This is a genomic window from Tardiphaga sp. 862_B3_N4_1 (assembly GCF_051811085.1).
Taxonomy (GTDB): Bacteria; Pseudomonadota; Alphaproteobacteria; order Rhizobiales; family Xanthobacteraceae; genus Tardiphaga; species Tardiphaga robiniae.
Genome location: NZ_JBPWQB010000001.1, coordinates 2,677,207 through 2,702,121 on the forward strand (window position 1 = coordinate 2,677,207; position 24,915 = coordinate 2,702,121).

At 62.8% G+C, this 24,915-nt stretch carries 26 protein-coding genes; 9 read left to right on the top strand and 17 right to left on the bottom strand.

Annotated features, from left to right (window positions below):
• The first annotated feature begins 130 nt into the window (after window positions 1-130).
• Genes AB8B02_RS12635 through AB8B02_RS12645 form a run of 3 tightly spaced genes read left to right on the top strand, consistent with a single transcriptional unit; the run spans window position 131 to window position 4,045 of the window.
• Window positions 131-886, top strand: coding sequence for a hypothetical protein (locus AB8B02_RS12635; protein WP_439064073.1), 756 nt, complete (start codon window positions 131-133; stop codon window positions 884-886).
• A gap of 14 nt (window positions 887-900) precedes the next feature.
• Window positions 901-2,745 carry a type I secretion system permease/ATPase gene (locus AB8B02_RS12640; RefSeq protein ID WP_439064640.1) on the top strand — a complete coding sequence of 615 codons (1,845 nt, stop codon included), beginning with the start codon at window positions 901-903 and terminating at the stop codon, window positions 2,743-2,745.
• On the top strand, window positions 2,735-4,045 hold the full coding sequence (locus AB8B02_RS12645) for an HlyD family type I secretion periplasmic adaptor subunit (protein ID WP_439064074.1): 1,311 nt from the start codon (window positions 2,735-2,737) through the stop codon (window positions 4,043-4,045). The genes AB8B02_RS12640 and AB8B02_RS12645 overlap by 11 nt, the downstream gene beginning before the upstream one ends.
• Window positions 4,046-4,061: 16 nt before the next feature.
• On the opposite strand, the gene AB8B02_RS12650 is transcribed toward AB8B02_RS12645, so the two are convergent.
• On the bottom strand, window positions 4,062-5,102 hold the full coding sequence (locus tag AB8B02_RS12650) for an AraC family transcriptional regulator (RefSeq protein WP_439058642.1): 1,041 nt from the start codon (window positions 5,100-5,102) through the stop codon (window positions 4,062-4,064).
• 81 nt (window positions 5,103-5,183) lie between these two features.
• On the opposite strand from AB8B02_RS12650, the gene AB8B02_RS12655 reads away from it, so the two are divergent.
• Both AB8B02_RS12655 and mddA read left to right on the top strand, forming a co-directional pair.
• Entirely contained in the window at window positions 5,184-5,819 is a 636-nt protein-coding gene (locus AB8B02_RS12655) for a hypothetical protein (protein ID WP_439064075.1), read from the top strand.
• A 54-nt stretch (window positions 5,820-5,873) separates the two neighbouring features.
• The gene (mddA, locus tag AB8B02_RS12660) at window positions 5,874-6,656 is read left to right on the top strand and encodes a methanethiol S-methyltransferase (RefSeq protein WP_439064076.1); all 783 of its coding nucleotides are present in this window, start codon (window positions 5,874-5,876) and stop codon (window positions 6,654-6,656) included.
• 62 nt (window positions 6,657-6,718) lie between these two features.
• Here the strand turns inward: mddA and der are convergent, their stop codons facing one another.
• From der to AB8B02_RS12690, 6 genes are all read right to left on the bottom strand, one after another.
• The gene (gene der / locus AB8B02_RS12665) at window positions 6,719-8,104 is read right to left on the bottom strand and encodes a ribosome biogenesis GTPase Der (RefSeq protein WP_439058645.1); all 1,386 of its coding nucleotides are present in this window, start codon (window positions 8,102-8,104) and stop codon (window positions 6,719-6,721) included.
• Between the two features lie 53 nt (window positions 8,105-8,157).
• Window positions 8,158-8,709: a hypothetical protein gene (locus tag AB8B02_RS12670; RefSeq protein ID WP_439064077.1), complete on the bottom strand. Its 552-nt coding sequence runs from the start codon at window positions 8,707-8,709 to the stop codon at window positions 8,158-8,160.
• A 72-nt stretch (window positions 8,710-8,781) separates the two neighbouring features.
• On the bottom strand, window positions 8,782-9,435 hold the full coding sequence (locus AB8B02_RS12675; RefSeq protein WP_068731023.1) for a tetratricopeptide repeat protein: 654 nt from the start codon (window positions 9,433-9,435) through the stop codon (window positions 8,782-8,784).
• Between the two features lie 167 nt (window positions 9,436-9,602).
• Entirely contained in the window at window positions 9,603-9,857 is a 255-nt protein-coding gene (locus AB8B02_RS12680) for a hypothetical protein (RefSeq protein WP_147421720.1), read from the bottom strand.
• Between the two features lie 95 nt (window positions 9,858-9,952).
• On the bottom strand, window positions 9,953-10,801 hold the full coding sequence (gene panB / locus AB8B02_RS12685) for a 3-methyl-2-oxobutanoate hydroxymethyltransferase (RefSeq protein WP_439064078.1): 849 nt from the start codon (window positions 10,799-10,801) through the stop codon (window positions 9,953-9,955).
• 4 nt (window positions 10,802-10,805) lie between these two features.
• Window positions 10,806-11,390 (bottom strand): NnrU family protein, encoded by a 585-nt coding sequence (locus AB8B02_RS12690; protein WP_175366174.1) that lies wholly within the window; start codon window positions 11,388-11,390, stop codon window positions 10,806-10,808.
• 150 nt (window positions 11,391-11,540) lie between these two features.
• Between AB8B02_RS12690 and AB8B02_RS12695 the strand changes: the two genes are divergently transcribed.
• The gene (locus AB8B02_RS12695) at window positions 11,541-12,536 is read left to right on the top strand and encodes a Bug family tripartite tricarboxylate transporter substrate binding protein (protein ID WP_439064079.1); all 996 of its coding nucleotides are present in this window, start codon (window positions 11,541-11,543) and stop codon (window positions 12,534-12,536) included.
• Window positions 12,537-12,752: 216 nt separating this feature from the next.
• Here the strand turns inward: AB8B02_RS12695 and AB8B02_RS12700 are convergent, their stop codons facing one another.
• Window positions 12,753-13,130: a hypothetical protein gene (locus AB8B02_RS12700; RefSeq protein WP_439064080.1), complete on the bottom strand. Its 378-nt coding sequence runs from the start codon at window positions 13,128-13,130 to the stop codon at window positions 12,753-12,755.
• Between the two features lie 61 nt (window positions 13,131-13,191).
• The gene (locus tag AB8B02_RS12705; RefSeq protein WP_439064081.1) at window positions 13,192-13,797 is read right to left on the bottom strand and encodes a hypothetical protein; all 606 of its coding nucleotides are present in this window, start codon (window positions 13,795-13,797) and stop codon (window positions 13,192-13,194) included.
• Window positions 13,798-13,995: 198 nt separating this feature from the next.
• On the opposite strand from AB8B02_RS12705, the gene AB8B02_RS12710 reads away from it, so the two are divergent.
• On the top strand, window positions 13,996-14,661 hold the full coding sequence (locus tag AB8B02_RS12710; RefSeq protein WP_439064082.1) for a VOC family protein: 666 nt from the start codon (window positions 13,996-13,998) through the stop codon (window positions 14,659-14,661).
• 98 nt (window positions 14,662-14,759) lie between these two features.
• Here AB8B02_RS12710 and AB8B02_RS12715 read toward each other — a convergent pair whose 3' ends face one another.
• Window positions 14,760-16,037 carry a GGDEF domain-containing protein gene (locus AB8B02_RS12715; RefSeq protein ID WP_439064083.1) on the bottom strand — a complete coding sequence of 426 codons (1,278 nt, stop codon included), beginning with the start codon at window positions 16,035-16,037 and terminating at the stop codon, window positions 14,760-14,762.
• A 224-nt stretch (window positions 16,038-16,261) separates the two neighbouring features.
• On the opposite strand from AB8B02_RS12715, the gene AB8B02_RS12720 reads away from it, so the two are divergent.
• Complete coding sequence (locus tag AB8B02_RS12720) at window positions 16,262-16,720, top strand: SRPBCC family protein (RefSeq protein WP_439064084.1); 459 nt, start codon at window positions 16,262-16,264, stop codon at window positions 16,718-16,720.
• 278 nt (window positions 16,721-16,998) lie between these two features.
• On the opposite strand, the gene AB8B02_RS12725 is transcribed toward AB8B02_RS12720, so the two are convergent.
• Window positions 16,999-18,618, bottom strand: coding sequence for a peptide chain release factor 3 (locus tag AB8B02_RS12725; protein WP_439064085.1), 1,620 nt, complete (start codon window positions 18,616-18,618; stop codon window positions 16,999-17,001).
• 183 nt (window positions 18,619-18,801) lie between these two features.
• Between AB8B02_RS12725 and sugE the strand changes: the two genes are divergently transcribed.
• Complete coding sequence (gene sugE, locus AB8B02_RS12730) at window positions 18,802-19,116, top strand: quaternary ammonium compound efflux SMR transporter SugE (protein WP_439064086.1); 315 nt, start codon at window positions 18,802-18,804, stop codon at window positions 19,114-19,116.
• Between the two features lie 6 nt (window positions 19,117-19,122).
• Here sugE and AB8B02_RS12735 read toward each other — a convergent pair whose 3' ends face one another.
• The 6 genes from AB8B02_RS12735 to AB8B02_RS12760 all read right to left on the bottom strand — a co-directional run bounded on the left by AB8B02_RS12735 (window position 19,123) and on the right by AB8B02_RS12760 (window position 24,890).
• Window positions 19,123-20,139 carry an inorganic phosphate transporter gene (locus tag AB8B02_RS12735; protein WP_175366181.1) on the bottom strand — a complete coding sequence of 339 codons (1,017 nt, stop codon included), beginning with the start codon at window positions 20,137-20,139 and terminating at the stop codon, window positions 19,123-19,125.
• A gap of 14 nt (window positions 20,140-20,153) precedes the next feature.
• A complete protein-coding gene (locus tag AB8B02_RS12740) occupies window positions 20,154-20,798 on the bottom strand; it encodes a DUF47 domain-containing protein (protein WP_089264630.1) in 645 nt (214 codons plus the stop codon).
• 277 nt (window positions 20,799-21,075) lie between these two features.
• A complete protein-coding gene (locus AB8B02_RS12745; RefSeq protein WP_439064087.1) occupies window positions 21,076-21,750 on the bottom strand; it encodes a class I SAM-dependent methyltransferase in 675 nt (224 codons plus the stop codon).
• A gap of 7 nt (window positions 21,751-21,757) precedes the next feature.
• Window positions 21,758-22,726 (bottom strand): branched-chain amino acid ABC transporter permease, encoded by a 969-nt coding sequence (locus AB8B02_RS12750; protein WP_439064088.1) that lies wholly within the window; start codon window positions 22,724-22,726, stop codon window positions 21,758-21,760.
• A gap of 1 nt (window position 22,727) precedes the next feature.
• Complete coding sequence (locus tag AB8B02_RS12755) at window positions 22,728-23,603, bottom strand: branched-chain amino acid ABC transporter permease (RefSeq protein ID WP_089263899.1); 876 nt, start codon at window positions 23,601-23,603, stop codon at window positions 22,728-22,730.
• A gap of 66 nt (window positions 23,604-23,669) precedes the next feature.
• Window positions 23,670-24,890, bottom strand: a complete 1,221-nt coding sequence (locus AB8B02_RS12760) for an ABC transporter substrate-binding protein (RefSeq protein WP_089263898.1) — start codon at window positions 24,888-24,890, stop codon at window positions 23,670-23,672.
• Window positions 24,891-24,915: the final 25 nt, after the last annotated feature.

The following is a 24,915-nucleotide window of genomic DNA, read 5'->3' on the forward strand; positions in this document are numbered from 1 at the left end:
ACGGGCGGCCACGCGACCTGCTGACGCGACGCTGATGTCGCGTCAGCCCCTCCAATCGGGATCGCCTGCAGTGATCACGACACGCCGCTGAATCACGACGTCCCGACAACCCAAATTCTGAGGAACGACAATGGCACTGACTATCACCTATAGCGAAGCAAGCAGCAACCTGCCCGCTTATCTGGACAACTGGATCGACAATTTCGAATATCGCGGCACCGGAAATTTTAACGCCGTGAAGAACACCACCGACCAATGGTATGCCGGCACACGCATCGGCGGCGGCGTCGATAACGACAAGTCGTCGGTCATCGTGAGCGGTGATGACTTCTCCTATACGCCGGGCGTCATCGACGGCACGGTCACCAACCTGACACTCGGCAGCAATCTGGCCTATGTCGCGCCGACCGATCTGTGGGTCCAGGATCCCGGTCTGTCGATCGGATTCAGCGGCGCAACGCTGACGCCGGCCTTCGACGCCGCAATCACCGACCTCTCGCAGAACGGCAGCCTGAACGGCCTTTACGGCTACTTTGCCGAACAGGGCACCATCCAGACCGGCACGGCCGGCGACGATGTCATGCTGAGCTTCGGTGGCAATGACAGCTTCACTGGCGGTCTTGGCAACGATACGCTCGTTTTCGCCGACGGGTGGGCCAATGACGTCGTGCTGGATTTTCACGCGGCCGCAGGCGATTTCGACGTCCTCGACCTGCAGGGCGTGACCAACATCTCGAACTATGTCGACCTGTTCTTCAACCACAGCAACTGGTGGGACAATAGCAACGTGCTCACCATCACCGACGGCGCCAACTCGATCCAGCTCGATGGCTATGTCGGGACAGACATGCTTGGTCTGATCCTGGACGGCCACTTCACCGTCTGAGCAGAGCTGTCGTGGTGAAAGCTTCGCAGCGAAGTCCGTCGCAGCCATTGGCTGCGGCGGCCATCTCGCCACTCAAGCCCGCCATCGCGGGGATCGCCGTGATCAGCGGCATCGTGAACGTGCTCGCGCTGACCGCGCCGCTGTTCATGCTGCAGGTCTATGACCGTGTGCTGGCCAGCCGCAGCGTTTCGACGTTGATCGGCCTAGGTGTGCTGGCGGCCACGCTCTACGCTTTTCAGTCCCTTTTCGACATCATTCGATCGCGCATTCTGCTGCGCATCGGCGAGCGCTTCGATCATCAGTTGTCCGGCCGTGTGCATGATGCCGTTGTCGGCCTGCCGCTTGAGATGCCTTTGCCGGGCGATGGCCTGCAGCCGTTACGCGATCTCGACAATGTGCGCGGCTTCCTGTCCGGCCCCGGCCCGACCGCCTTTTTCGACCTGCCGTGGATGCCATTCTACCTCGCCATCTGCTTCGTGTTTCACTTCTGGATCGGCATCACGGCCCTCGTGGGCGCCGTCATCCTCGTATCCCTCACCCTTCTCACCAATGCCCGCTCCAGGGGACCCGCCCGCGAGACCGTGCAACACGGCATGTTTCGCAACGCGCTCATGGAGGCCAGCCGTCGCAATGCCGAAGTGGTGCGCGCGATGGGCCTCGGCGGCCGGATGGCCGCGCGCTGGCATCGTACCAATTCGGATTATCTGGCGGCCAATCGCCGGGCTGGCGATGTGGCGGGAGGCCTCGGTGGCGTCGCCCGCGCGCTGCGTGCGCTGCTGCAGTCGACCATGCTCGGTGTCGGCGCCTATCTCGTGATCAGGCAGGAAGCCAGCGCCGGTGTGATGGTGGCGAGTTCGATCATGATGGGCCGCGCGCTTGCTCCCGTGGATCTGGCCATCTCGACATGGAAGCCGTTCCTGATGGCGCGGCAGAGTTGGGCACGGCTCGACGAATTGCTGACCCGCATGCCGGAAGCCCCAAAGACGATGGCGCTGCCACGCGCGCATATCGATCTGCGCGTCGAAGCGATGACCATCGCGCCGCCCGGAGAGAAACGGCCGAGCGTCACGGGGCTGAGCTTTACCGTCTCCGCCGGAAGTGCTCTTGGCATCATCGGCCATAGTGGCAGCGGCAAGTCCACACTGGCACGCGCACTGGTCGGGGCCTGGCGACCCGCCAGCGGCAAGGTACGCATCGACGGCGCCAGCTTCGACCAGTGGGACCGCGAGATGCTCGGTCGCGATATCGGTTATCTGCCGCAGGGCGTCGAACTGTTCGATGGCACCATTGCCGAGAATATCTCCCGCTTCGAAGATGACCCGGACTCTGAGGCCATCGTCGCTGCCGCCAAGGCTGCCGGCGTGCACGATCTCATCCTGCGGCTGGAACATGGCTACCAGACGCGGATCGGCGAAGCCGGCTCCGCCCTGTCCGCCGGCCAGCGCCAGCGCGTCGGGCTGGCACGCGCGCTGTATGGCGATCCGTTCCTGGTCGTGCTCGACGAGCCCAATGCCAATCTCGACGTCGAGGGCGAAGCGGCGGTCATCCGCGCCATCGCCGCTATCCGCGAGCGCAAGGGCATTGCCATTGTCATCGCTCATCGTCCGAGCGCAATCGGCGCCGTTGACCTCGTCCTGGTGATGGAAGGGGGTCGTGCCAAGGCATTCGGTCCGCGTGCAGACGTCCTCAGCAAAGCGCTGAAGGCTCCCGCCGCCGCAGCACACGGCAGCGGCACGATGACGGGCCATGCGGCCACCGCGCGGTCTCCGGCGCCGCTACGGGTGATCGCCAATCCCGCCGACAAGTCGGGAATGAGCACACATCCTCACGACGATATGGAAGATCGCGATGTCCGATAGCAATGTCTCGGCGGTCTCCCACTCGATCCTGCGCCACCTCGGCATCGCCACGCTGGCGGGTGTTGTGCTGGTGGGCGGCATCGGCGGATGGGCAGCGGCAACCAATCTGGCCGGTGCGGTCGTCGCCGCAGGACACTTCGTCGTGGATACCAACGTCAAGAAGGTCCAGCACCCGACCGGCGGCGTGGTCGGCGAAATTCTGGTCCGCGAAGGACAGCGCGTGACTGCAGGCGACATTGTAATGCGCCTCGACGCGACGCAGACGCGCGCCAATCTCGCCATCGTTACCAAACGGCTCGACGAATTCGCGGTCCGACGGGCCCGGCTCCGCGCCGAGCGCGACGAGGTCGGCGTCATCGCCTTCCCCGACGAAATCAGATCACGCGCCGCCGATCCGGAGATCGCACAGCTCATGGCAGGCGAAAGCAGACTGTTCGAACTGCGCCGCGACGCCCGCCTCGGCCAAAAAGCGCAGCTTCGCGAACGCGCCCTTCAATACGGCAAGGAAGTGCGCGGCCTGGTGGCTCAGGAGGAAGCGAAAATTCGCGGCATCGGTCTGATCCAACGCGAACTGACAGGCGTGCGCGAACTCTGGGAGAAGGGCCTCGTGCCCATTCAGCGCATGATGGCGCTGGAGCGCGAAGCGGCAAACCTCGACGGCGAACGCGGCCGGCTCGTCGAAGCCCAGGCGCAATCCGGCGGCAAGATTTCCGAAACACAGTTGCAGATGATTCAGGTCGACCAGGACCTCCGCAGCGAAGTCGCCAGCAGCCTGCGCGACATCGAGGGCCAGACGGCGGAATATGTCGAACGGAAGGTGACTGCAGAAGATCAGCTCAAGCGGATCGATATTGTCGCGCCGCAAGGCGGACTGGTCCATGAGCTCGCGGTGCACACCGTTGGCGGCGTCATTTCGCCAGCCGATACCGTCATGCTGATCGTGCCCGACAGCGACAGGCTGGCGCTCGAAGTACAAATCAACCCGCAGGATATCGACCAGATACGGCTCGGCCAGCCTGCCGTGCTGCGCATGTCGGCCTTCAACCAGCGTACCACTCCCGAACTGAACGGCAGCGTCAGCCGCATCGCCGCCGACCTGACGCTGGATCAGAAGTCCGGGCTTTCCCATTACATCGTGCGGATCACCATCCCGCCGCAGCAACTGGCGCGCCTCGGCAAACTCGCCCTCGTTCCCGGAATGCCTGCGGAAGCCTTCATTCAGACCGGCGAGCGCACAGTCCTGTCTTTTCTGGTCAAGCCCATCGGCGACCAGATCGCACGATCATTTCGTGAGGAGTAGCTGGTTCAAGTCGAGTTCAGCCCCTGCGCATGGGGCTGGGATACGGCTTCGCCGACTTCGCGCCGTCACGCCAGCGCCCCGGCGCTATGCCGGTCACGCGCTTGAACGCGCGATTGAAGGCCGCCTCGGAATCGTAGCCGACGTCGCTGGCGATGACAGCAAGACTGTCGCCACCCGTTCGCATGCGCTCCGCTGCCAACTGCATCCGCCAGCTGGTCACATATTCGATCGGAGCCTGGCCCAACACCTCGTTGAAGCGCTCGGCGAGCACCGTTCGCGACGTGCCGCATTCGCGGGCCAGATCGTCGACCGTCCAGCGATGACCGGGATTTCCGTGGACATGCCACATGGCGCGTCCGAGCACGGGATCATTCAGCGCCGCGAACCAGCCATGTGCACTTGGCGGCAATCCCGCAGCATAGCGACGCAGCACCTCGACGAACAGCAGCTCCATCAGCCGGCCGAGCATGATCTCACTGCCGGGCGTCGCATCTTCGGTCAGTGAGAGAATTTCGCGCACCGTCGTGGCGAGAATCGCGCTCACCTTGTCGTCGCCGGCGCGATCGATCAGCATCGGCGGCAGGGTCCGAAAGACCGGAGAATGCAGCAACTCCGACGATTCGATGAAGCCGCAGACCATGCGGGTCTCCCGCCCTCCGCCGCCATGCTCGATCGTCCACATGCCGGATAGTGGACCGGCCCGCACCAGTTCCATCGCGGAACATAACTCCGCGCCGCCGCCGCTGTAGAACCTGTGCGTGTCGGCGAACGGCATCAGCAGAACGTCGCCCGCAGCAATGGTGCCTCGCTCGCCACTGGCGAGTTCGACGGTGCATTCGCCCGCCGCGATCAAATGAAAAATGCTGACATGGCGCAAATGCGCCATCGGAGTGCGTTCGTCGAAATGTTTCGGACTAATGAGGCCGAAGGGCTCGGTCAGGCTGGCGTTCAGAAATACCGATCCGCTGAGCCGGATCGACCGCAGCATATCTGCGAGCAAATCCCCGCCGCGATCAATATCCGGCGTCGCTGCAAATGATGGCGGTGTCTCGATCATGTGAGGTCCTGAACCTCCGATCATCGTCCGCAGCCCCAACCATGCGCGGCATGTGGCGCATTGTATCCGATGGAGACGATGATGATCAAGAAACGGCTGTCCAAAGCCGCCGATCGTAGCTTCCGCTTGATTGCAGCACTGTTGATGCGGCGCGCCATTGCGCGGCTAATCAGCATCGACGACAGATCGCTATCCAAGGCAGGAATATCACGCGCCGCGGTGGCCGAGTTCCTCGAGAGTCCGCTCCGAACCGACCCGCACCGCTTCTTCAGTAGCAAGCACGCGCAGCGCGATATGCAAGACGTAGATACCGCTCTTGAGTCGGGTCAAGTGTCGCTGCCCCAACCGGACCCGACTCAACATCTCGCAGATGAATCGATCGCTTTCGACGGCCACCGCGCGCAGATCGATACGCTGCACCGGGAAACCATCATGCGCGCGATCCGACAAATGGTGAGCTTCCGCATTCGGATACTTACAGCTGGCGTGCTCGTCGCCGTCGGCGCCCTGAGTGCTTGCTCTGGCATCCTGCCCGATCACCATGCGGCACAAATCCGCCGTGATCAGCCCGCGCGCTGTCAGTTGCGGCCGAATCTCATTCATCTATCGCCGATCATGCCGTCGGGCGAGCGCGTGGCCGAGGCATCTCTCCTCCCCAGCCAGCCGCGCAGCAGGCAACCCGAAGCGCGCGCCGGTCCTCCCGGACGGGCCGGCTAAGGAAACGCTTACGCTTGGTTCAAATCGACAAGACAACCAGCAAAGGATAGTTCCATGACCCGCTTCATTGCACTCATCTACGGGCTCGCGTCCTACGCGATCTTCTTCATCACGATCCTTTACGCCATCGGTTTCGTCGACGGAATGATGGTACCAAAAGACATCAACGCCGGAACGCAGGTTCCGTGGCTGGAAGCTGTGCTCGTCAATCTCGCTCTGATGTCGCTGTTTGCAATCCAGCACAGCGTCATGGCGCGGAAGTCGTTCAAGCAGTGGTGGACGCAATATGTCCCGGCGTCGGTCGAGCGCAGCACCTATGTGCTGTTCGCCAGTTTGAGCCTTCTGCTGCTGTTCTGGCAGTGGCGCCCGATGCCGGCGATCGTCTGGCAGATCGATAATCCGCAACTGGCCATGGCGATGACAGGGCTTTCCCTGTTCGGATGGGTCCTCGTCTTCACCAGCACGTTCCTGATCAACCATTTCGAGTTGTTCGGCGTGCAGCAGGTGGTGCAGAATCTGTCTGACCAGAAGCCATCTGCGCCGGTGTTTCGCACGCCGCTCTACTACAAGTTCGTGCGTCATCCGATCTATCTCGGCTTCATCATCGCCTTCTGGGCGACGCCGCTCATGACGGTCGGACATCTGTTGTTTGCGGCCGTCACCACCGCCTACATCTTCGTCGGGATCTTTCTGGAAGAACGCGATCTGGTCGAGCTGTTCGGCGACGACTATCGCCGCTACCGCGATCGGGTGTCGATGATCCTGCCGTGGCGCAAATCACAGCGTCCGCCTGCGCAGAGGCACGCCAATCCGTTCGGACTCAGCGGCGAGCGATAGCACACAAAATAGAAACGCCGGATCGCGTGCACCGCGATCCGGCGTTTTTTCTTGCTGGCTGATCAGTTCGGCCGCTTGCGCTTATGCGCGAAGGGATTAGCCTTTTCACGCAGCGTGATGCGGATTGGCGTGCCCGGCAGGTCGAACGCCTCGCGCAGCGTATTGGTGAGATAGCGCAGATAGCTCGTCGGCACCGCATCGGCGCGCGAGCAGAACACCACGAAGCTTGGCGGCCGTGCCTTGTTCTGGGTGACGTAGTTTAGTTTCAGCCGGCGACCCGATACCGACGGCGGCGGATTCTTGTCGATCGCATCCTCGAACCAGCGATTGAGGCCGGCGGTGGGAATGCGGCGATTCCAGACCGCGTAGGAATCCTGTATCGCCTTCATCAGCCGTTCCACGCCCTCGCCCATCAGGCCGGAGATCGCAACGACCGGCACCCCCCTGATCTGCGGCAACAAGTGATCGGCATCGGTGCGCAGCGCGCCAATCTGGCCGCCCTGCTTCTCGACCAGATCCCATTTGTTGACCGCAAGCACCAGCGCGCGTCCCTCACGCTCGACCAGATCGGCGATGCGCAGATCCTGTTCCTCGAATTTATTCTGCGAGTCCATCATCAGCACGACGACTTCGGCGAAGCGCACCGCGCGCAGCGTATCGGCAACGGAGAGCTTCTCCAGCTTCTCCTCGATGCGCGAACGGCGGCGTAGACCCGCGGTATCGAAGATGCGGAAGTCGCGGCCCTTGTAGTTGAGCTCGACCGAAATGCTGTCGCGCGTGGTGCCGGCTTCCGGCGAGGTCAGGAGGCGCTCTTCACCAAGCAGATAGTTGATGGTGGTCGATTTGCCGGCATTGGGGCGCCCGACGATGGCGACGCGGATCGGCCGCGTCTCGATCTCTTCTTCGGGAATGATGACGTCGTCATCGTCGAATTCTTCAGGCTCTTCGACCGGCTCCGGCATCAGCACGCGCAGCGCATCGTAGAGTTCGCCAAGGCCTTCGCCGTGTTCGGCGGAGACCTGGATCGGATCGCCGAGGCCCAGCGCATAGGATTCCATCGCGCCGACTTCGCCGTGCTTGCCCTCGCTCTTGTTGGCGAGCAGCAGCACCGGCTTGTTGGCGCGGCGCGCGAAATCCGCGAAGGCGCGGTCGTTCGGCGTTAGGCCCATGCGCGCATCGATGACGAAGAACAGCGCGTCTGCCAGCGCGATCGCCGTCTCGGTCTGTTCCTGCATGCGCGCGGTCAGTGAGCCCTTCGGGCCTTCATCGAGACCGGCGGTGTCGACCAGCGTGAATTCGAGATCGCCAAGCTTGCCCTCGCCCTCGCGGCGGTCGCGGGTGACGCCGGGGGTGTCATCGACAAGCGCGAGCTTCTGCCCGACCAGACGGTTGAACAGCGTGGACTTGCCGACATTGGGCCGGCCGATAATGGCAATCGTGAAGGACATAGGTGATCCGTGCGCCCTTTACGGACAGCCTGTCAATGAGAGGGCGCGCGAACTCAGCGCGAGAAACTACCCGACGGCACTGGTGCCGGGAATGGTGTGGTGGCCTGCTGGGCCGGCGCGGCTGCTGCCGGCTCATCCGGCGGCGGCGCGGTAGTGCTGCGGCGGCGGGCGACCTTCTTGCCTTGCGGCAGAGGCGGTGCGGCAGCCGTGCTGCCTTCCTCGGCGGCGGCGGCATCGGGATCGGCGGGCGCTGCGCCGTCCTGACGGACGGTGCCGACCTGAACGGAGCCACGGCTCTTCGCCTTGCGGCCCTTCGGCTCTGGCGTGCCCGGCGGCGGCTGCAGTGGGGCGGCTGCGACGGGCGCAGCCTCCTGCGCGCGCTGGCGCTCGACATTCTCCTTGTAGAGATCGCGCGGCACGCCCTGCTCAAGACCGGGGACGCCGTCGGGGAACACCGGCTTGCGGTCACCGGGTAGCTTCTTCTTGGTGTCCAGGAAGTCGAGCATGTCGGACGGGTCCCAGCCGGTCATGCTGCCGCAGCCCGAGAGCGCGCTGGACAGCGCGATCAGGACGGCGGCGGAAACGAGGCGTTGCATCGGGCGCATAGACGACTTCTCACTCAACTCGTGATCTGAACGATCGGCTTCAGGTCAGCTTTAATTCGGCTCTTGTCTTGCTCAGCTTTTCGCCGCGGGCGGCAGCAGCGCCTGCAGTGCTTCGGCACGGGTGCGCAGGCTCGCCGGCGTCTCCGCATCGTTGGACATCATGTCCAGCCACTGCCGCGTCGCCACGGCGTTGTTGGCCTTCCATGCCGACAGCGCCAGCAGCTCGCGCGCCGAATGGCGATAGGTGCTGGTATTGGTCGTCGCCGGCTCCAGGCGCGTCTGCATCGCCTCATAAGGCGTGGTCTCCAGCAGCAGGCTGCCGGCGCGGATGCGCGCGAGATCCTGCTCGGGTGCTGGAACGGTGCGGTCGGCGATGATGTCGTCATAGAGCTTCACGGCAGCCTGCGGGTCGCGCGAAGCAGCCTCGGCAGCGGCGCGCAGACGCGCCAGCGTACGGTAGCCGGACGGCGCCTCGGCAGCGAGCTTGGTGAAGGCGGCTTCCGCCTCGGCATGCTTGTTCTGCTCGGCCAGCTCGACCGCGCGGTCGAACGCCGCACCGGCCACGGCGGCCTTCTTGGCCTCAAGATAGCTGTAGCCACGCCAGCCGCCGACGCCGACCACGATCAGAATCGCGACTGCGATGATCAGGAGCGAATACTTCTCCCAGATCTTCTTGAGCTGCTCGCGACGCAGGTCTTCGTCGACTTCATTAAATAATTCAGACACTTAAAGGTATCCTGTCCCCGATGGGCCGCGCTCACCCCGAGCGGCGCCGGGCATATACGCTCCGGCATGGCGGCGGCGATACCCTAGCGTTATGGCGCTGGCAAGGCAAAGCCAGCGCGATCAAAGCGTTATCCCGAAATGCTTAATTTGGCTGGCGCCTGAAGGCGTCAGTTCATACCGCCGGCGCCGCCGCTGGTGCGGCCATTGGCATTGGACCCGGCGCTGTTGTCGCCGAAGGCCGAATTGGCGTTGTTGCCACCCAGCGCCGCATTGCCGCGCGTGTCGTTGAGCGGGCCGACGATCGGGCGCGGCTCCTCGACGCGATAATGGGGCTTGCGCTCCTTTTTGGCCGGATCCGCGTGCGAAACCGCGGGAAGCAGCGCCAAAACGGCGACAAAGCTCAGGAATTTCAAGGCCTTCATCATCAACATCCTTCGCATTGCCCCTGCTCTTTCAACCCCGGCCGGGCCGCAAAATTCCTGCGGAAATCCTGCGTTCGTCTTGCGTCAAACCTGCGTCAGCCCTTCGGCTTGCCGCCATAGACATGTTCCGGCCCCGGAAACGCGCGCGAACGCACATCGGTTGCGTAGCCCTCGATGGCGGCCTCGATCATCGGTCCAAGATTGCCGTAGCGCTTGACGAATTTCGGCACCCGCGCCGACAGGCCGAGCATGTCTTCGAGCACCAGCACCTGACCGTCACAAGCCGGGCTCGCGCCGATGCCGATGGTCGGGATCGGAATCGTCTCGGTGATCTTTCGCGCGAGTGGTTCGGCGACTGCTTCAATGACGACGGAGAACGCGCCGGCTTGCGCGATAGCAATCGCATCGTTCTGAATCGGACCCGGCGCGTTATCGCCCCGCGCCAGTGCCTCGGCCTCGGCCTTACCTTGCGAACGGAACGAACCGAGCGCTGCGATCGACTGCGGCGTCAGGCCGATATGCGCCATCACCGGGATGCCGCGCTCGGTGAGGAAGGCGATGGTCTCGGCCATGCGCGCTCCGCCTTCCAGCTTCACGGCGCCGCAATGGGTCTCTTTCAGGATGCGCGCGGCAGAATGAAACGCCTGCTCTTTCGAAGCTTCATAGGAGCCGAACGGCATGTCGACAACGACCAGCGACTGCTTCGAACCGCGCATCACAGCATGACCCTGCAGGATCATCATCTCCAGCGTCACCGGGATTGTCGTCTCAAAGCCATGCATCACATTGCCGAGCGAGTCGCCGACCAGGATCAGGTCGCAATAGCGATCGACCAATGAGGCCGTATGCGCATGATACGAGGTGAGCATCACGATCGGCTCGCCGTTCTTGCGCGCGAGAATATCCGGTGCGGTCTTGCGCTTGATGGCCGACTGAACTGACATGAACTTAAGCTCCGAACACTGGAACGCCGATCACCACCGGATGGAAGGCGAAACCCAAAGCGATATAGGCGACGACGCCGACCGCGACCGCAATCGCATCATTCATCGGACCGCCCACCGGGATCGGCGGACCGCCGGCGTCAGCGCGATGTTTCATCGAGATGCGATCGATCACCGCCCAGGCCAGGAAGGATCCGAACAGGATGATCGAGCCGAGATCGCCATTGGCGAGCAGATGCGCGGCGGCCCACAGCTTGATGCCGGCGAGCATCGGATGTTTCAGCGTGGTGTAGATGCGGCCGCGGATATAGGACGCAGTGACCATGATCACCGCCGGCAGCATCAGGGCGACGGTGATGTGCTTCATCGCCAGCGGCGGCGTCCAGACATTGATCCAGCCGGTCGCGCGATATTGCGCGAAGCCCCAGATGATCAGCGCGAGGCCGATAGCGGAGATCAGTGCAAAGCCGAGCTTGTAGACGCTCTCGCCCAGACGCGCGATCAACTGCGCGCGCGCCTCGCGCCTGATGATGAACAGGTGAATGCCGAGAAACAGCACGAGGCCGAGGATCATCACGATCAGTCCCATGATGTTCAGTCCTCTCGCCCGGGCGGTTGCGTGCCGGATGGGTTGCCCGCCCTGAAATTCCCACTATGGTCCCGCCCGGCCAGCGGATTTTAGCCGCCTTTGGCGCCGGTCAGACGGTTTCCGGGTATCACTTTTCAGGGGACGCACGCAATGCTGCGAAACGACACGACACCTGCCCGCTTTCGCCTTGCGCTCGCAGCGCTGTTGTTTGCGACGCAGCCCTTCGCAGCGCACGCGCAGGCGCCCGTCTGGCCGCCCAAGCTTGTTCGCATCATCGTGCCGTTCGGCGCAGGCGCGAGCCCGGACATCGTGGGTCGCGTGCTCGCCGACAGTCTGCAGACGCGGCATCCCGGCACCAATTTCGTGGTGGAGAATAAGCCCGGCGCCTCCGGCAATATCGGCACCGACGCCATCGCCAAATCCACGCCGGATGGTTCGACCATCGGCATCTCGCTCGGCGGCCCGCTCGCCATCAACACGCTGCTGTTTGCCAAGCTGCCCTACAATCCCGACACCGACATCGCACCGATCACTTTGCTGACGCAGCTCCCCAGCGTGCTCGCGGTGCCGACCAGCCTCGGCGTCAATACGGTCGCGGAATTCCTCGCCAAGGCCAAAGCCGATCCGAAGGGCCTCGGCTACGGCTCGATCGGCGTCGGCACGCTGTCGCAGCTCTGCATGGAAGCGATCGCGCAGAAGGCCGGCGCCAATATGGTGCACATCCCCTATCCGTCGTCACCCGCGGCGACCACCGCGCTGATCCGCGGCGATGTGCAGGTCGCATGCCTCCCCGCCATCGGCGTCACGCCGCAGCTCGCCACCGGCGCCGTGAAGATCCTCGCCGTCACCACCGCGAAGCGCTCGCCGTTCCTGCCGGATGTGCCGACACTCACCGAGAGCGGCATCGACGTGCAGTCCGACGCCTGGAATGCGCTGGTCGGCCCGGGCGGGCTATCGAAGGATGTGGTGGCGACGATCAATGCCGAAGTGACGCAGACGCTCGCCGAGCCTGCCGTGATCGAGAAGCTGAAGCTGCAGCTCATCACGCCCTCGCCGACCACGCCGGATCAGCTCCGCAGGCGCATGGCCGACGAGAAAGCGCTATGGGCCGAGGTGATCAAGGCGGCGAAAATCAGGATCGATTGAGGTCTAACCTCTCCCCGTTCTTTACGGGGAGAGGTCGCCGCGTCTTCGCGGCGGGTGAGGGGCATGGCTCGAGGCCTGCCACAAACACGCTCCCTCAGGTTCCGCTGACCGACCCGCGAGTCCACGCTTGCCTTAACACCGTACAAGGCCCCTCACCCGCGCGCTGAGATGCGCGCGACCTCTCCCCGCAAATGCGGGGCGAGGTAAGAAGCACCGTCACACGAACCGGCAGTTTCGCACAGTTTGCGCCATGCCGGACGACGACGAAGTCGGAATGCTGTAGCTCGCCTCGCTCGGCGTCTGGCCGCGTGCGGGGATGATCACCGTGCCATGGTCCTTCACCGAGCCCCTGGCGTTAGTTACCGTGACGTCGATGCCGCAGGCAATCTTGCGGGCGCAGTTGTTCTCGAAATCCATCTTGAACGAATACTTGCCGTTGTCCTGCCAGAAGCCGACATACTTGTCGCCGACGCAGGCCTTGGCTTCCTCGGTCCAGTTGTCGGGCTCGGGCCAGAACAACAGCGCGCTGCCGCCGGTGAGCGCACCAACAGCGCCAACAATCGTCGCAATCAACACGAACCTGCGTCCAAACATTGCCGCCTCCGGAGTGATTCCCCTTCGTCGCGGCGGGTGGCTCAGCGGTTCACGCCACACGTTACTTCCCGGACTGCTTCTGCAGCTCCCGGTTATCGACATAGCGGATCATGATCGGCCGCCCGGCGATGGCGCCGCCGAGGCCCTTGGTCAGCTTCAGCGGCAGGCAGGCATCGAGGGAGCCGTTGATGGCCTTGAGATAGGTGCCGCGCGTGTCCTGCGGCGCATCCTTGCTAGCAAAGGTCACGCGCGGCGGCGCGATGGGCGTGCCGGCCGTGTTGAACGAGAACATCACCGACATCTGCATGCCTGCACGCGCAACGTCCGGTGCGGGCGGCGACCAGCACGACCGCAAGCTGGCGAACAGGTCGCCAATCGTATCGAGATCATGATCAGGCCGGCGGTAGAGAGCCTGCTGATCACCCGGCGGCGCGCTCAGCACGGTGACCTGTAGGTTTTGCCCGATCGGATAATCGATTTCGGGAATGCACGGCCCGTGATCGAACACGCTACAGGTGGACGGCGTGCACGGCTCGCCATCAAGCACGCTGCACGGCCTGTGCGAGAAAGGCACTGCATCGCCCGCGCGCAGCCGCCGCGCCTCCGCCTGGCCAGCGAATGCCACCAGTACGCTGACGATCAACAGTAACGTGAGGTTCCGTGTCATTCGGACACCCTTGCAAATGCGCCCTCACCTGAAATGATACAGGCGTGTGGCGTCATCAAGATCGGGATGGGTCACAACTGCACGAGCAGACCAACAAACGGAACGCCGGCCAAACGACCGATTGCAGACATCGTTGCGCCTGCGCGCAGCCCGGCACCACACGTCGTCATCATCACACCCCGACCTCAGGAGACCGACATGAGCAGTCCCCAGGTGCATCGTGATACTTCCATCACTATGAAGCTCGAAATCGTCGTCATTCCCGTGTCGAATGTCGACACGGCCAAGAGTTTTTACGCAAATCTCGGCTGGAGGCTCGACGCCGACTTCGTGGTCGGCGACGACTATCGCGTGATCCAGTTCACGCCGCCGGGTTCGGATTGCTCGGTCATCTTCGGCAAGAACGTCACCGCCGCGACGCCGGGCTCGGCGCAGGGTCTGTATCTGATCGTCTCCGACATCGAGGCCGCCCGTGCAGACCTGCTCGGCCGCGGCATCAAGGTGAGCGACGCCTTCCACGCCGGAGATGTCAATGTCGGGCCGGACGAACCCTATTTGTTCGGGCGACTTCGGGTGCATGGCCCGGATCCCGCACGGGCCAGCTATCGCTCCTTCGCATCATTCAGCGACCCGGACGGCAACGGCTGGCTGTTTCAGGAGATCACCGCGCGATTGCCCGGACGTGTCGATGCCAGCGCCACGACTTTCAATTCATCTGCTGACCTTGCAGCCGCCTTGCGGCGAGCGGCGATCGCGCATGGTGAACACGAAAAGCGTACCGGCGGCCAGCATGACGAGAACTGGCCGGACTGGTATGCCGACTATATCGTGCGCGAGCAGAGCGGCGAGTCGTTGCCGACATAGCGGCCGTACTGCACAGCACATGGAATACATCACAGCTGAATCGTCTGACGCAAAGCTGGATGACTCGCGCACCCATCTTTGCGGAACCGAACTCGACGTCAGAGGCGAACGCTGTCCTGGTTCTGCAACTGCGGGAGCGCGTATCCGGATCCGGCGACAGACGCGTCGGCGGAGGCGCTCGATAGCGCATGGGAGATCGTGCGGTTGCGGCCGGTCCGCTTCGCTTCGTAAAGTCGCCCATCGACCCGCTTGTACAGGCTCGGCCAGCTATCTCCCGGCTGCAACGTCCCCACGCCGAAGCTCGCAGTGACCTGCCTCGCTCCACCCGGGACGGCAAAGCTGTTCTGCTCGATCGCGATCCTCAACCGTTCGGCATAATCAACCGCTTCCTGTTCGTCCGTATCCGGAAGGAACACCGCAAATTCCTCGCCGCCCAGCCGCCCGACAATGTCGCGTTTGCGCGACGCGTTGCGCAGCATGCGCCCCACCTCCCCAAGGACATCGTCTCCGACGTCATGACCGAGGGTGTCGTTGATGCTCTTGAAGTTGTCGATGTCGCACAAGGCGAGCGCAGCACGGCTCGGTCCGTGTTTGCGCAGATGGGCGGATACCCGTTCTTGAAAGCCGCGCCGGTTCAGGATGCCGGTCAACAGATCGAGATCGCGTTCGCGACGAAGATCGTCGATCATGTCGGACACCGCCGCGGCGAGGATGGCCAGCGCCAGGCCGGCGCCGAGCACGGCGAGCGAAAGCTGGAGTGCTTGCCAAAACATCGAATTGCTGAACGCGCTTCTGTCGACCGGCGCGGAAAATCCGACCGTGAGCAGGGTTCGCGGAAAAAAATGCAAACCAAACAGCAACAGCACCCAGAACAGAGCCCGATCGACATAGGGCCCGCGCGCCAATGCGGTGAGCCGCCCCGCTGCGATCAGCATCAGGAGGCCGTAGCCGAAATTCTGGATGTAGACCCGGGCGATGAGACTGCGATCGATATAAAAGAAATAGGCGAGCAGAAGAACGAAGCCGGCAAGGATCGCCATGTCGATGACCGGGCCGAGCCCCTTCCCCGACCGTACCAGAATGCCCTCCACGGCGGCGATAACCGCCGACGTGTAGAGCGCGCCCGAGACGATGGCATTGGGCCCCGCGCCGGGCGGCCAACTCAAAATCTGCGACATCGCACCGAGGGCAAACAGGACGCACGCGCCGGCCAGCAAGAGCAGGTAGTTGCGCTTCTTCTCGACGAGCCACGCGCAGACGAAGGCAGCTCCGAAGACAAACAATATTCCCGGCGTTATCAGTTGGAGCGTAGTCCTGACGATGACCCCATCCATCTCGCTCAAACTTTCCAATAGGCTCAGGTCGTCGTGACGCACGGCTTGGGCACCGGTACCTCGTAGCCAGAGAACACTATCAAATTTGATCGGAAATGCCTCAAATGCGAGTCGATGACGGGAACCGGGTTCGTCACGCCCGACGTTTGACCCGCGTACCCATCTTCCCCGACAAAGCCTCCACACAATACGCAGCGCCGTTGCGCACTCATCAAGAACAAGACCGTTCACAACTGCGCGAACAGACCGCGGAGGAACTGCCAGCCATGACCACACCCAAGACACCGACGCATCCGTTCGAGCGCAGCCACTCCATCGTGATCGCGGCTGCGCCCGAAGCCGTGTTCGACTACGTCACCAATCCGAAAACATGGCCGCAATGGCTGCCCTCCTCGCACGACATCGACTGCGAGGATCGCCCGATGCGGTTCGGCGACACGTTTCACGAACACTGGTCGACGCGGTCGGGCCCAGTTGCGCTGGACTGGCTGGTGATCGCCTGCGAGCGTCCGCGGCTCTGGATCGGCCTGACGCATATGAGCGTCACCGGCCCGATCGTGGTGCAGTATGTGTGCGATGTGGTGGATGGCGGGACGAAATTCACGCGGACCGTGCGTAACCCAGCGCGGCCGAAGGCACCAACGGCGGAAATGATTGCGCGGATCGACGAGGAAGCGGAGTTGGGATTAGGGAATATCAAGAGGATTGTGGAATCTCTTGCCTAAGGCTGCGGCCTGAAGGCCGCACAACTTCATATGCACTTCACGACTTAACTATGTAGGAGCGGCGGCCGATTCTCTGTTGCCTTCTGACAATAGTTGCGGACGCGCTTCGCGCGCAGGAATCTTTCTTTAAGAATTCAGCGATACGGTTCTCTCAAGCGGTTCATGTATTGCGTACCGCTAGCAGGTCAAGATCCGCCGGAGCGACCCGGCGGATCGTCCTGATTCTGTCGGGAGGCAGCTGCGTCGGCCTACGAAAGGCCGAGGTCAAACGCGTCGCCTCACCCCTGCTGCTTCACGTCCTTGATATCAGAGAACACGATCCCCTCCGCCCGTTCCTTCGTGTAGTTTAGATAGAAATCGTTCTTCGCCAGGAACACCGGATCGCCGTCGACATCATCGGCGACACCGGAATTGTTGTTGGACATGAAGGTCTCGAGCTTCTTCTTGTCATCCGACGAAATCCAGCGCGCCAGCGAGAATTCCGAGACTTCGAAACTCACAGGCAACTGATATTCCGCATCGAGCCGCGCCTTGAGCACGTCCAGCTGCAGCGGGCCGACGACGCCGACCAGGGCCGGCGCGCCGTCGCGCGGGCGAAACACCTGCACGACGCCCTCTTCCGACATCTGCTGCAAGGCTTCCTTCAGCTTCTTGGCCTTCATCGCGTCACCGAGACGCACACGTCTCACGATTTCCGGCGCGAATGACGGCACACCGATGAAGGTGATGTCCTCACCATCGGTCAGCGTGTCGCCGATCCGCAGCGTGCCGTGATTGGGAATACCGACCACGTCGCCGGCATAGGCTTCGTCCGCAATGGCGCGGTCCTGCGCGAAGAAGAACTGCGGCGACGACAGCGACATGTTCTTGCCGGTACGCACCAGTCTGGCCTTCATGCCTCTTGTCAACTTACCCGAGCACAGCCGAGCAAAGGCGATGCGGTCGCGGTGGTTGGGATCCATGTTGGCCTGGATCTTGAACACGAAGGCCGACATCCGGGGCTCGTCGGCCTCGACCTTGCGCAAATTAGATTCCTGCGCGCGCGGCGACGGCGCGAAACGGCCGAGGCCTTCCAAGAGATCGCCGACGCCGAAATTGCGCAACGCGCTGCCGAAATAGACCGGCGTCATATGGCCTTCGCGGAACGACTGCAGGTCGAACGGCTTGGAGGCTTCCTTCACCAGTTCGAGTTCGTCGGCGACCTCGCTGGCGTCGAGATTCGGATTGCGACCGGCCAGATCGGAAATCTCGATCTTCTCGGCCGCACCGGTCTTGGCGCCGCCGCCCTCTAACAGGCGGATGCCGCCGGTCTCGATGTCATAGGTGCCCATGAAATCGCGGCCGCGGCCGACCGGCCAGTTGATCGGCGTGGTGTCGAGCGCCAGCGTCTTCTCGATCTCGTCCAGGAGATCGAACACATCGCGGCTCTCGCGGTCCATCTTGTTGACGAAGGTGATGATCGGGATGTCGCGCAGACGACAAACCTCGATCAGCTTCAGCGTCCGCGCCTCGATGCCCTTCGCGGCGTCGATCACCATCACGGCAGAGTCGACCGCGGTGAGCGTGCGATAGGTGTCTTCCGAGAAGTCTTCATGGCCCGGCGTGTCGAGCAGGTTGAAGACGTGGCCCTGGAATTCGAAGGTCATCACCGAGGTGACGACGGAGATGCCGCGGTCGCGCTCGATCTTCATCCAGTCCGAGCGCGTGTTGCGGCGCTCGCCCTTGGCCTTGACCTGGCCCGCCAGGTTGATGGCGCCACCGAACAGCAGCAGCTTTTCGGTCAGCGTGGTCTTGCCGGCGTCAGGATGCGAGATGATCGCGAAAGTGCGGCGGCGGGCGACCTCAGTGGCAAGCGGGGAACGCGCGGCTGAGTCGGCGGAAAGGGCGATATCGGACATAAACGTGCCTGTGGCAGGGAAAACGGGCGCAATCAAGGGATTTTGGGCGGGAAACTGGCCGAAGTGGCGACCATCGGCCGCGTTGCGATCCGGCTGCGTGGGTCCCATATAACCCCTGCGAGGACGACCTCCAAATCATCATCATCCGCAGGGACGGCCCTGCCTGTTTACAGGGGTCATCCCATGGCTTGGCTATTGTTGTTCGTTGCGGGTCTGCTTGAAGTCGGCTGGGCCGTCGGGCTCAAATATACCGAAGGCTTCACCCGCCTCATCCCCTCCGTCCTCACCCTCATCAGCATGACCGCGTCAGTCGGCATGCTTGCCCTCGCGCTCAAGGAACTGCCGATGGGAACCGCCTATGCGGTCTGGACCGGCATCGGCGCGGTCGGTACCGCAGCGCTGGGCATGTACCTGTTCGGCGACCCGGCGACGGTGGCGCGGATCACCTGTATCGGGCTGATCGTGGCGGGCATTGCCGGGCTAAAGCTGGTGTCATGACCTGCGTCAGATAAAGCTCAGATGCAGCAGCTTCACGATCCAGTAAGTCGCGGCGGCGACGATTGCCGCGGCCGGGATCGTGATCACCCAGGCATAGACGATCGAACTCGCCACATTCCAGCGCACCGCTGATACGCGACGGGCTGCGCCGACGCCGACGATCGCACCGGTGATGGTGTGCGTGGTCGAGACGGGAACGCCGAGGAACGTCGCTGCGAATAGCGTCGCCGCACCGCCGGTCTCGGCGCAGAAGCCCTGCATCGGCGTGAGCTTGGTGATGCGCAGGCCCATGGTGCGGACGATGCGCCAGCCGCCCATCAGCGTGCCCAGCGCCATCGCCGCCTGACACGACAGCACGACCCAGAACGGCACGGAAAACTCTGTGCCGAGGTGACCCTGCGAGTACAGCAGCACCGCGATGATGCCCATGGTCTTCTGCGCATCATTGCCGCCATGGCCGAGCGAATAGAGCGAGGCCGAGACGAATTGCAGAATGCGGAAGGCGCGGTCCACGGCGAAGGGCGTCGAGCGCACCGAGGCCCATGACACGATGGCCACCAGCACCAGCGCCAGCAGGAAGCCCACCAGCGGCGACAGCACGATCGCCAGCAGCGCCTTGGACAGTCCGGTCCACAAGGCCGCAGAGAGACCTGCCTTGGCGACGCCCGCCCCGAGCAAGCCACCGATCAGCGCATGCGACGAGCTCGAGGGAATGCCGAGGCCCCAGGTGATCACGTTCCAGACGATGGCGCCCATGAGTGCTGCAAAGATCACCGCAGGATCGATGACGCTGGGCTCGATGATCCCCGTGCCGATGGTGTTGGCGACATGCAGACCGAACACCAGGAAGGCGATGAAGTTGAAGAATGCCGCCCACAGCACCGCATATTGCGGCCGCAGCACGCGCGTCGAGACGATCGTCGCGATCGAATTGGCAGCGTCATGCAAGCCGTTGAGAAAGTCGAACAGCAATGCGATGGCGATGAGGCCGATCAGCACCGGAAAGGCGAGCGTGGCGTCCACCTGATGGCCCTGCCTTATACTTGTTCGATGACGATGCTGTTGATCTCGTTCGCGACGTCGTCGAAGCGGTCGGCCACCTTTTCAAGGTGCTTGTAGATCTCGGCGCCGACCACGAAATCCATGGTGTTGGCGTCGCGATGCTTGAGAAAGAGCTCCTTGAGCCCGATGTCGTGCAGATCGTCGACGCGGCCCTCGAGCTTGCCGACTTCCTCGGTGATAGCGGTGAGCAGACCGACATTGTCGCCGATGGCGCTCATCAGCGGCACAGCGCGACCGACAAGGTTGGCACACTCCACCAGCAACGTGCCGATTTCGCGCATCGGCGGCTCGAACTGGCGTACCTCGAACAGCATCACCGCTTTCGCCGTCTGCTGCATCTGGTCGATGGAATCATCCATCGCCGTGATGAGGTTCTTGATGTCGACGCGATCGAACGGCGTGATGAAAGTGCGGCGAACGGCGGTCAGCACCTCGCGGGTGATGGCGTCGGCGTCGTTCTCGAACTGGTTGACGCGCTGGCAGTAGACCGGCGTCTCGTCGCCGCCTTCCAGCATCCCCGCAAGCGCCTTTGAGCCCTCGACCACGGTCACTGAATGGCGGGCGAACAGGTCGAAAAACCTTTCCTCCCGGGGCAGAAAGGACCGGAACCAACGCAGCATCATCTCATCCAACTGTCAGGAAAACGCAGCGACCGGACCGCCAGATGGCGGACATGGTCCCGCGGGGCCACCGCCGGGCGGCCCTGTGTCACACGGATGTCATAAAGCATTTCCGGCCAAGACGGGCAATCGCACACCTTTTAGGCCCGATCATCCACCGCTTTATGACAGCCTGCTTTTCCTAAGGCAGTGCCTGGATTTAGAGCGACCGCTTGAAGTAATGCGCGATTTCGCCATTCACGCTGCGGCGGAAAGTCGACCGCAGCCCCCTCGACAGCTACGCCCTGTAGGCGACCCAGCCCCGGAACGTGAACCCGGCATAGAAAAGGGCGATGTCGGTGAAGCCCGCGTCCCGCAGCAGGGCTTCGTCCTGCTCCGGCGACAGCAGCGGCAAGCGTTCGCCGATCGCCGAGATCGCATTCTCCGCATTGGCGGCCGGTACGCCGGATGCCGCCGCAAAAGCTGCGTAACGGGACAACCATCTGGCCTTTTCTCCGTCGTGCTGGGGAAAGCTGTGGTGGGCGACGACGAAGGGAGCACCCGGCTTGAGCCGCCGGTGCACCTCGGCCAGCGTGCGTCGACGCTCCTCCTCCGGGATGAAATGCAGGGTCAGGATGCAGGTCGCCGCATCGAACGGCCCCTCGGGCGCGCCGTCGATATAGCCTTCATGGAGATCGACGCGCGATGCAAGCGGACCGAGCATGCGCTTGGCCAGTCCCAGCATCTCGGCCGATGGATCGACGCCGCAAAAACGCCATCCAGGCCGCGTCGCCGCGAATGCTTTCAGCTCCAGTCCGCCGCCCGCGCCAAGCACGAGCACATGGGCGTCGTCCGGCGCTCGTTCCGCAAGGAGAATACCCGCCATCTGCTGCAGCCCAAGGAAGCCCGGCACTTGCCGCACCGGGCCTTCTGCATAGCGTGCCACCGCCTCCGGATCGGAGAAGTAGGACAACGGCGAACTACAGCGACCGCTTGAAGTAATGCGCGATTTCGCCAATGACGCCGCGGCGGAAGGTCAGCACGCAGACCACAAAGATCACGCCCTGGATCACCGTCACCCACTGGCCGAAGCCGGCGAGGTATTGCTGCATGGCGATGATCACGAAGGCGCCGACCACGGGACCGAACAGCGTACCGAGGCCGCCGACCAGCGTGATCAGCACGATTTCACCGGACATGCTCCAGTGCACGTCAGTGAGCGAGGCGTTCTGCGCCACAAACACCTTCAGCGCGCCGGCGAAACCGGCCAGCGTACCGGACAGGATATAGGCCAGCAGCTTGTACTGGTCGGTCTTGTAGCCCAGCGACACCGCACGCGGCTCGTTCTCACGGATCGCCTTGAGCACCTCGCCAAACGGCGAGTTGATGGCGCGGTAGATGATCAGGAAGCCCAGCGTGAAGCCGGCCAGGACCACGTAATACAGGGTGATCGGCTTCGAGAGATTGAACAGGCCGAACAGCGTGCCCTGCGGAATGCCCTGGATACCGTCTTCACCATGGGTGAACGGCGTCTGCAGATAAACGAAGTACAGGAGCTGCGACAGCGCCAGCGTGATCATGGCGAAATAGATGCCCTGACGACGAATGGCGATGAGACCAGTGATAACGCTGAGCGCGGCGGCGGCAACAACACCGACGACGATGCCGAGCTCGGGCGTCAGGCCCCAGACCTTCAGCGCATGCGCCGTGCAGTAGCCGGCGGTGCCCAGGAACATCGCGTGGCCGAAGGACAGCAGACCGCCGTAACCGATCAGGAGGTTGAACGCACAGGCGAGTAGCGCGAAGCAGAGCGCCTGCATCACGAAGAACGGATAGACGCCAGTGAGCGGCACGACCAGCAACAGCGCGGTCATGATCGCAAAGGCGACCATCTCGTCTTTGACGGTGCGGCGGGGTGACGGAATGGCGTTTTCAGTGATCGTTGTCATATCAGGCAGCCCGTCCCGTCAGTCCGGAAGGTTTCACAAGGAGCACCAGCACCATCAGCACGAAGACGACGGTGTTGGAGGCCTCGGGGTAAAAATACTTGGTCAGACCCTCGATGATGCCGAGGGCGAAACCGGTGATGATGGAGCCCATGATCGAGCCCATGCCGCCGATCACGACGACCGCGAACACGACGATGATCAGGTCCGCCCCCATCAGCGGGCGAACCTGGTTGATCGGCGCCGACAGCACGCCGGCGAGTGCCGCGAGACCAACGCCGAGACCGTAGGTCAGCGTGATCATCAGCGGCACGTTGATGCCAAAGGCGCGGACCAGCGTGGGGTTTTCCGTCGCGGCGCGCAGATAGGCGCCGAGCCGTGTACGCTCGATCAGGAACCAGGTCGCGATACAGACCACCAGCGAGAAGATAACGACCCAGCCGCGATAGATCGGCAGGAACATGAAGCCGAGATTCATACCGCCCTTCAGCGCATCCGGGATCGCGTAAGGCAGACCCGACGAGCCGAAATAATTCTGGAACACGCCCTGGATGATCAGCGCCAGACCGAAGGTCAGCAGCAGGCCATAGAGATGGTCGAGATTGGCGATCCATTTCAGCATGGTGCGTTCCATCACCATGCCGAACAGGCCGACCGCCAGCGGCGCCAGGATCAGCGCCGGCCAGTAGCCGATGCCGGCCAGATTGAGCAGGAAATATGCCGCAAACGCGCCCATCATATAGACGGCGCCATGGGCGAAATTGATGATGTTCAGCATGCCGAAGATCACGGCGAGGCCGAGACTTAACAGCGCATAGAACGAGCCGTTGATGAGTCCGACCAGCAATTGCGCAGACAGGGCCTGTAGATTGATCGACATGTTGTTCTCAACTCTTATCGCAGGAAAGTCTTGGCCCGGCAGAGTGACGCCGCCGGGCCAACGATCTTATTTCTTCAGCAGCGCACAAGTGCTCTTCTCGATCGGTGTAAAGGCCTGATCAGCTGGCACTGTACCGGCAAGCTTGTAGAAATCCCACGGCGCCTTCGATTCCGACGGCTTCTTCACCTCGAACAGATAGCCCGGGTGAATCTTGCGGCCATTGGCTTCGATCTTGCCCTGCCCGAACAGCGGATCGTCGGTCGGCAATTCCTTCATCTTGGCAACGATCTTCGCGCCATCATGCGGATTGCTGCCGAGCGCTTCCAGCGCCTTGAAGTAGTGGATCAAGCCGGCATACACGCCCGCCTGCACCATCGACGGCGGAGCGCCGTTCTTCATGCGCGCTGCGAACTTCTTGGAGAAGTCGCGGGTCTTGTCGTTCAGGTCCCAGTAGAAGGTCTCGGTGAAGCTGAGGCCCTGCGCGGTCTCGAGACCAATCGCCTTGACGTCGGTGATGAACAGCAGCAATGCCGCGAGCTTCTGACCGCCCTTGGCGATGCCGAATTCCGCCGCCTGCTTGATCGAGTTGGTGGTGTCGCCGCCGGCATTGGCCAGACCGATGACCTTGGCTTTCGACGACTGCGCCTGCAGCAGGAAGGAGGAGAAGTCCGCGGTGTTGAGCGGATGCTTGACGCCGCCGACCACCTTGCCGCCCGAGGATTTGACGACTTCCGAGGTATCGCGCTCCAGTGCGGCACCGAAGGCGTAGTCGGCGGTGAGGAAGAACCAGCTGTCACCGCCGGCCTTGACCATCGCCTGCCCGGTCGAATGGGCGAGCATGTAGGTGTCGTAGGTCCAGTGCACGGTGTTCGGCGAACACTGCGCATTGGTGAGATCCGACGTCGCGGCGCCCGAATTGATGTAGACGCCGTTCTTCTCCTTGACGATGTTGTTCACCGCCAATGCCACGCCGGAATTCGGTACGTCGACGATGGTGTCGACCTTGTCGACGTCGAACCACTGCCGCGCGATGTTGGAGCCGATATCCGGCTTGTTCTGGTGATCGCCGGAAATGATGTCGATCTTCCAGCCCTTGGCCATCAGACCGGAATCCTCGGCGGCCATTTGGGCAGCGAGCGTCGAGCCCGGGCCGCCGAGATCGGCGTAGAGACCTGACTGATCGCTGAGTGCGCCGATCTTGACAGTCTTATCCTGGGCCATGACGACGCCCGCCATGGCCAGCGAAAGCGCCGTGCCGAGAAGTGCGGTCGAAATCTTGTTTTTCATGACTTCCTCTCAATGATTTGGACGA

What these genes read in the sequence shown, in the direction of transcription:
- AB8B02_RS12635 (WP_439064073.1), top strand. Translation starts at nt 131, where the DNA reads ATGGCACTGACTATCACCTATAGCGAAGCAAGCAGCAACCTGCCCGCT.
- AB8B02_RS12645 (WP_439064074.1), top strand. Translation starts at nt 2,735, where the DNA reads ATGTCCGATAGCAATGTCTCGGCGGTCTCCCACTCGATCCTGCGCCAC.
- AB8B02_RS12650 (WP_439058642.1), bottom strand. Translation starts at nt 5,102, where the DNA reads ATGATCGAGACACCGCCATCATTTGCAGCGACGCCGGATATTGATCGC.
- AB8B02_RS12655 (WP_439064075.1), top strand. Translation starts at nt 5,184, where the DNA reads ATGATCAAGAAACGGCTGTCCAAAGCCGCCGATCGTAGCTTCCGCTTG.
- mddA (WP_439064076.1), top strand. Translation starts at nt 5,874, where the DNA reads ATGACCCGCTTCATTGCACTCATCTACGGGCTCGCGTCCTACGCGATC.
- der (WP_439058645.1), bottom strand. Translation starts at nt 8,104, where the DNA reads ATGTCCTTCACGATTGCCATTATCGGCCGGCCCAATGTCGGCAAGTCC.
- AB8B02_RS12670 (WP_439064077.1), bottom strand. Translation starts at nt 8,709, where the DNA reads ATGCGCCCGATGCAACGCCTCGTTTCCGCCGCCGTCCTGATCGCGCTG.
- AB8B02_RS12680 (WP_147421720.1), bottom strand. Translation starts at nt 9,857, where the DNA reads ATGAAGGCCTTGAAATTCCTGAGCTTTGTCGCCGTTTTGGCGCTGCTT.
- panB (WP_439064078.1), bottom strand. Translation starts at nt 10,801, where the DNA reads ATGTCAGTTCAGTCGGCCATCAAGCGCAAGACCGCACCGGATATTCTC.
- AB8B02_RS12690 (WP_175366174.1), bottom strand. Translation starts at nt 11,390, where the DNA reads ATGGGACTGATCGTGATGATCCTCGGCCTCGTGCTGTTTCTCGGCATT.
- AB8B02_RS12695 (WP_439064079.1), top strand. Translation starts at nt 11,541, where the DNA reads ATGCTGCGAAACGACACGACACCTGCCCGCTTTCGCCTTGCGCTCGCA.
- AB8B02_RS12700 (WP_439064080.1), bottom strand. Translation starts at nt 13,130, where the DNA reads ATGTTTGGACGCAGGTTCGTGTTGATTGCGACGATTGTTGGCGCTGTT.
- AB8B02_RS12705 (WP_439064081.1), bottom strand. Translation starts at nt 13,797, where the DNA reads ATGACACGGAACCTCACGTTACTGTTGATCGTCAGCGTACTGGTGGCA.
- AB8B02_RS12710 (WP_439064082.1), top strand. Translation starts at nt 13,996, where the DNA reads ATGAGCAGTCCCCAGGTGCATCGTGATACTTCCATCACTATGAAGCTC.
- AB8B02_RS12720 (WP_439064084.1), top strand. Translation starts at nt 16,262, where the DNA reads ATGACCACACCCAAGACACCGACGCATCCGTTCGAGCGCAGCCACTCC.
- AB8B02_RS12725 (WP_439064085.1), bottom strand. Translation starts at nt 18,618, where the DNA reads ATGTCCGATATCGCCCTTTCCGCCGACTCAGCCGCGCGTTCCCCGCTT.
- sugE (WP_439064086.1), top strand. Translation starts at nt 18,802, where the DNA reads ATGGCTTGGCTATTGTTGTTCGTTGCGGGTCTGCTTGAAGTCGGCTGG.
- AB8B02_RS12740 (WP_089264630.1), bottom strand. Translation starts at nt 20,798, where the DNA reads ATGCTGCGTTGGTTCCGGTCCTTTCTGCCCCGGGAGGAAAGGTTTTTC.
- AB8B02_RS12750 (WP_439064088.1), bottom strand. Translation starts at nt 22,726, where the DNA reads ATGACAACGATCACTGAAAACGCCATTCCGTCACCCCGCCGCACCGTC.
- AB8B02_RS12755 (WP_089263899.1), bottom strand. Translation starts at nt 23,603, where the DNA reads ATGTCGATCAATCTACAGGCCCTGTCTGCGCAATTGCTGGTCGGACTC.
- AB8B02_RS12760 (WP_089263898.1), bottom strand. Translation starts at nt 24,890, where the DNA reads ATGAAAAACAAGATTTCGACCGCACTTCTCGGCACGGCGCTTTCGCTG.